Consider the following 5,256-nt stretch of genomic DNA (forward strand, 5'->3'; position numbering starts at 1 on the left):
TCGGCCCCGCCGAGCTGGCCGGCGGCCCGGACGCCCGCCGTACCCCGTCCCCCGCCTTCTCCGTGGCCGTCCTGCCGATCGGCCCGGCGGGCGCCGGCTGCCTGCTGGCCGCCGGCGAGCATCCCGGCGGCTTCGGCACCGACGACCGGTCCTGCCTGGAGCTGATCGCCCACACGATCGCCGTACCCGTCCCGGCCGCCGCCCAGGACACCGGCGAACTGCCCGAGGACGCCTTCAGCCTGTCCATGGACACCGGCCGGATCGCGGTCGGCGCGGCGATCCTGCGGCTGTTCGGGATCGGCCGGGAGGGCTTCGACGGCCGGGTGGAGACCCTGCTGGGGCGCACGGTGCCCGAGGACCTGCCCGCGCTGATGTCCGTGGTCGAGGCCGACCACATGTCCATCGGCGACCGCGAGCTGGAGTTCCGCATCCTGCGGGCCGCCGGGCCGCCCGCCTGGCTGCGGCTGCGGGGCCGGCTGCTGCCCGGCGGCGAGGGCCGGCCCGCCAGGCTCGTCGGTACGGTCGCCGACGCCTCCACCCTGCGCTCCGACGTCACCGACGTCGCCCGCGTACAGCGCCTGGCCGCCTCCCTGGCCACCGCCGGCACCGTCAAGGACGTCGGCCGGGCCGTCGTCGCCGCCCTGCGCGCACCGCTGCACGCCGACCGCATCGCCCTGGCCGAGCTGGAGAACGACCGGCTGGTCGTCACCGTCCTCGACCCGCCCGAGCCGGAGGCATGGCCCGAGGTGTGGCGCAGTGAATGGCGCACCGAGTGGCCCGACGCGCCGGTGCGCGCCATGCCCACCCTGGCCGCGGCCCTGCGCGGGGGCCGCGCCCGGATCTGGCCCGCGGGCTCGGCGCTGGAGCCCGCCCTCGGCGAGGTCGGCCCCGGCGGCCTCGCCGTGCTGCCGCTGCCCGCGGGCGGCAGGATGGCCGGCGCCTGCCTGATCGGCTGGGACCGCCCGCACGACTTCGCCCCCGACGAACGCGCCCTGCTCACCGCCTGCGCCGCCCTCACCGGCCAGGCCCTGCTGCGCGCCCACGCCTTCGACGCCGAGCACGAGCTGGTCGGCATGCTCCAGCGCACCCTGCTGCCGCGGCGCCTGCCCCGGCTGCCCGGCGCGGTCGCCGTCGCCCGCTACCTGCCCACCACGGCCGGTCTGGAGGTCGGCGGCGACTGGTACGACGTGATCCCGCTCGCCGACAGCCACGTGGCCTTCGTCATCGGCGACGTGCAGGGGCACAACGCGGGCGCCGCCACCCTCATGGGCCAGATGCGCACCGCGCTGCGCGCCTACGCCGCCGAGGGCCACCCCCCGGACGTGGTCGTCGCCCACGCCAACCGGCTGCTGCTGGACATGGAGACCGACCTCTTCGCCACCTGCGCCTATCTCGACGTCGACATGGAGAGCGGCACCGCCTGGTGCGTACGCGCCGGGCATCTGCAGCCGGTGCTGCGCCACCCGGACGGCACCACCGAGATTTTGGCGACCGAGGGCGGCCCGCCGCTCGGGGTGCTGACCCAGGCCGAGTTCCCGATCACCCCGCTGCGGCTGCGGCCCGGCACCGTGGTCGCGCTGACCACCGACGGCCTGGTGGAGTCCTCCGACACCGACCTCGACGCCGGGATGGACCGGCTGGCCCGCGAACTGGCCGCCGCCGACCCCGCCCACCTCGGCCTGGTCGCCGACGCCCTGCTCACCGGCGCCCACCGTGGCGACGACGTGGCCCTGCTGCTGATGCGCTACGACGGCATGGCGGTGCGGCCGTTGCGGGAGACCTGGACGGTGTGGCGGGTGCCGGAGGCGGTCCGGCACGCCCGCCGCTTCACCCGGCGCACCCTGCGCGCCTGGGAGCTGCCCCAGCACATGGTCGACGCGGCCCTGCTGGTGGTCTCCGAACTCGTCACCAACGCCCTCGTGCACACCGGCGGCCCGGTCCGGCTCGACATGAGCCTGGTCGGCCGCCGGCTGCGGCTCGCCGTCGCCGACTCCTCCCCGCGCAGCCCCGTACAGCCCACCAGCATCGGCTGGGAGGCCACGGGCGGCCGGGGCATCCTGCTGGTGGAGGCCGTGTCGGCGGCCTGGGGGACGATCCCGGTCAGCGGCGGCAAACAGGTGTGGGCGGACCTCGTGGCCGACGGCTGACCGCCGCTCGCGCGCTCGGCCCGGCGCCGGGGAAAGCCGTTCGGACAGCGTGGGGAGGCGCGCTCCGGCGCCCGTGCCTAGGGTCGGTTGATGTGGCACACGACTTCGAGGAACTGGTGCAGAAGCAGCGCGCGGCCGAAGCGGCCCGCGCCACGGTCGAGGACCTCCGGCAGACCTACGGCCCGCCGGCCGAACAGCGCATGACGGGTGCCCAGTCGGGCACCTACGAGACCGCGCTGCGGGCCTGGCGGGACCTGGCCCGCGACGTGCAGACGGCGGTCAGCGAGTACGCCAAGGAGACCGGCCGGCCCCGGGCGGAGGTGGAGGCCGAGGTGGAGCGGGCCGCCGCGCCGGAGAGCACATGAGCCGTGCCGGCCGGCGCGCCGAGCGGCTCGCGGACGCCGCCGACGCGCGGCTGCCGGTGGTGGAGGGCGGCGCGCTGCTGCGCAAGGCGTTCCCGGAGCACTGGTCGTTCTTCCTCGGCGAACTCGCGCTGTACAGCCTGCTCGTGCTGATCCTGACCGGCGTGTGGCTGACGTTCTTCTTCCAGCCGGAGATGCGGGAGGTCGTCTACGCGGGCTCGTACACGCCGTTGCGGGGCGTGCGCATGTCGGCCGCGTTCGACTCCACCCTGCGCATCAGCTTCGACGTGCGCGGCGGCCTGCTGATGCGCCAGCTCCACCACTGGGCCGCACTCGTCTTCGTCGCCGCGATCGGCCTGCACATGCTGCGGATCTTCTTCACCGGCGCCTTCCGCCGGCCGCGGGAGCTGAACTGGGTGATCGGGCTGACCCTGTTCGTGGTCTCGCTCGCCGAGGGCTTCGCCGGCTACTCGCTCCCCGACGACCTGCTCTCCGGCACCGGGCTGCGCATCGCGCAGGGCATCATGGGGTCGATCCCGCTGGTGGGCACGTACGCGGCCTTCTTCGCGTTCGGCGGCCAGTTCCCGGGCCACGACATCATCACCCGGCTGTACCCGGTGCACATCCTGCTCCTGCCCGGCGCGCTCATCGCCCTGGTGACGGTGCATCTGGTGCTGGTCTTCCGGCTGAAGCACACCCAGTGGCGGGGCCCCGGCCGCTCGAACCGCGACGTGCGCGGCAAACCCCTCTACCCGCAGTTCACCGCCACCTCCGCCGGCCTGTCCCTGACCGTCTTCGGCATGCTCGCGCTGCTCTCCGCCGTCACCCAGGTCAACCCCGTCTGGAACTACGGCCCCTACCGCCCCGACCTGGTCTCCACCGGCTCCCAGCCCGACTGGTACGTCGGGTTCCTGGAGGGCGCGCTGCGGCTCGTACCGCCGTGGGAGACGAACGTCGCCGGGCACACCGTCATGTGGAACGTCCTGCTGCCGGCCGTCGTCCTGCCCGGTCTGCTGTTCGCCGTGCTCTACGCCGTCCCGTTCGTGGAGCAGCGGCTGACGGGGGAGTGGCACACCGAGCGGCACCTGTGCGACCGGCCGCGGGAGCGCCCCGTCCGCACCGGGCTCGGGGTGGCGGGCACCGTCTTCTACGGCGTGCTGCTGCTGGCCGGCGGCAACGACATCATCGCCCTCACCTTCCGGGTCTCCGTCGACGCCCTGACCTGGGTGCTGCGGATCGCCCTCGTGGTGGCGCCCGCGCTCGCCTTCCTGGTCACCCGGTGGCTGTGCCGGGCCCTGACGGCGGCCGAGCGGGAACGCCTCGACGAGGGCGTGCCCACCGGCGAGATCCGGCAGACCCTCGCCGGCGGTTACGAGAGCGACCACGAGCCCGTCGCGGCCTTCCGCCCCGGCGCTCCCCGCAGGCCGCTCACCGGCGCGCGTACTGGAACACCATCCCGCCCACCCCGCGCGCCAGAACACCCAGACCGATGAGGAACAGCCACAGCCCGTAGACGACACCGGTGGCCGTCACCGCGAACCCGAGGGCGGTGACGACCGGCCACAGGCTCTCGTCCGGGAAGAACTCCACGGGGCCGGCCCCGTCCGCCACCTCCGCGTCGGTACGGTCCTGCGGGCGTGCGCCCCGGCGCCGGTACTGCACGAGGCAGAAGAAGGCGACCAGCGCCGCCATCCCGAACGCGACGACCAGCGCGGTCGTGCCCGTCACGTCCCGCGACCACACCCCGTACAGGGCGGCGGAACCGGCGAAGAACACCGCCACCGCCGCGAACAGCATCGCCTCCGCCTTCATCGCACCCTCTCCTCCCCGGCCGGGCTCTCGACCTCCGGATGGTGCAGGTCGAAGGCGGGTGACTCCGACCGGATGCGGGGCAGCGCGACGAAGTTGTGCCGGGGCGGCGGACAGGACGTCGCCCACTCCAGGCCGCGGCCCCAGCCCCAGGGGTCGTCCAGGGAGACCCGCTCTCCCCTGACGGCGGTGCGCCAGACGTTGTAGAGGAACGGCAGCGTGGACACGCCCAGCAGGAACGCGCCCGCCGACGACAGCGTGTTCAGCAGGGTGAAGCCGTCGCCCGGCAGATAGTCCGCGTACCGGCGGGGCATCCCCTGCTCGCCGAGCCAGTGCTGCACCAGGAAGGTCAGCTGGAACCCCGGGAACAGCAGCCAGAAGTGCACCTTGCCGAGCCGCTCGTCCAGCATCTTCCCGGTGAACTTCGGCCACCAGAAGTAGAAGCCGGCGAACATCGCGAACACCACCGTGCCGAACAGGACGTAGTGCAGGTGCGCCACGATGAAGTACGAGTCGGTGAGGTGGAAGTCGAGCGGCGGGGAGGCGATCAGCACGCCGCTCAACCCGCCGAGCAGGAACGACACCAGGAACCCCAGAGACCACAGCATCGGCGTCTCGAACGAGACCGAGCCGTGGACCATGGTCCCGATCCACGCGAAGAACTTGATGCCCGTGGGCACCGCGATCAGGAACGACATCGCCGAGAAGAACGGCAGCAACACCGCGCCGGTCGCGAACATGTGGTGCGCCCACACCACCGCCGACAGCATGGTGATCGAGACGGTCGCGCCGATCATCGGCACGTAGCCGAACAGCGGTTTGCGGGAGAAGACCGGGATGATCTCCGAGACGATCCCGAAGAACGGCAGCGCCACGATGTACACCTCCGGGTGCCCGAAGAACCAGAACAGGTGCTGCCACAGCAGCGCGCCGCCGTT

5 protein-coding genes are annotated in these 5,256 nt (G+C 73.5%); 3 read left to right on the forward strand and 2 right to left on the reverse strand.

Features of this window, described 5'->3' with window-relative positions; all coding sequences use genetic code 11:
• The 3 genes from GT045_RS15600 to GT045_RS15610 form a co-directional block, all read left to right on the forward strand.
• On the forward strand, nucleotides 1-2,147 hold a 2,147-nt coding region (locus GT045_RS15600; RefSeq protein ID WP_161334524.1), incomplete at its 5' end, for a SpoIIE family protein phosphatase.
• Nucleotides 2,148-2,239: 92 nt separating this feature from the next.
• A complete protein-coding gene (locus tag GT045_RS15605; protein ID WP_161297489.1) occupies nucleotides 2,240-2,512 on the forward strand; it encodes a hypothetical protein in 273 nt (90 codons plus the stop codon).
• On the forward strand, nucleotides 2,509-4,002 hold the full coding sequence (locus GT045_RS15610; RefSeq protein WP_161334525.1) for a cytochrome bc complex cytochrome b subunit: 1,494 nt from the start codon (nucleotides 2,509-2,511) through the stop codon (nucleotides 4,000-4,002). Before GT045_RS15605 ends, GT045_RS15610 begins: the two co-directional genes overlap by 4 nt.
• Here GT045_RS15610 and GT045_RS15615 read toward each other — a convergent pair.
• Together GT045_RS15615 and GT045_RS15620 are read right to left on the reverse strand one after the other, a co-directional pair.
• The gene (locus GT045_RS15615) at nucleotides 3,938-4,321 is read right to left on the reverse strand and encodes a cytochrome c oxidase subunit 4 (protein WP_161334526.1); all 384 of its coding nucleotides are present in this window, start codon (nucleotides 4,319-4,321) and stop codon (nucleotides 3,938-3,940) included. The genes GT045_RS15610 and GT045_RS15615 overlap by 65 nt on opposite strands.
• Nucleotides 4,318-5,256: cbb3-type cytochrome c oxidase subunit I (locus tag GT045_RS15620; protein ID WP_202528161.1), on the reverse strand; the 939-nt coding region annotated here is incomplete at its 5' end. The genes GT045_RS15620 and GT045_RS15615, both read right to left, overlap by 4 nt.

This window comes from Streptomyces sp. SID486, from assembly GCF_009865385.1.
Classification (GTDB): Bacteria; Actinomycetota; Actinomycetes; order Streptomycetales; family Streptomycetaceae; genus Streptomyces.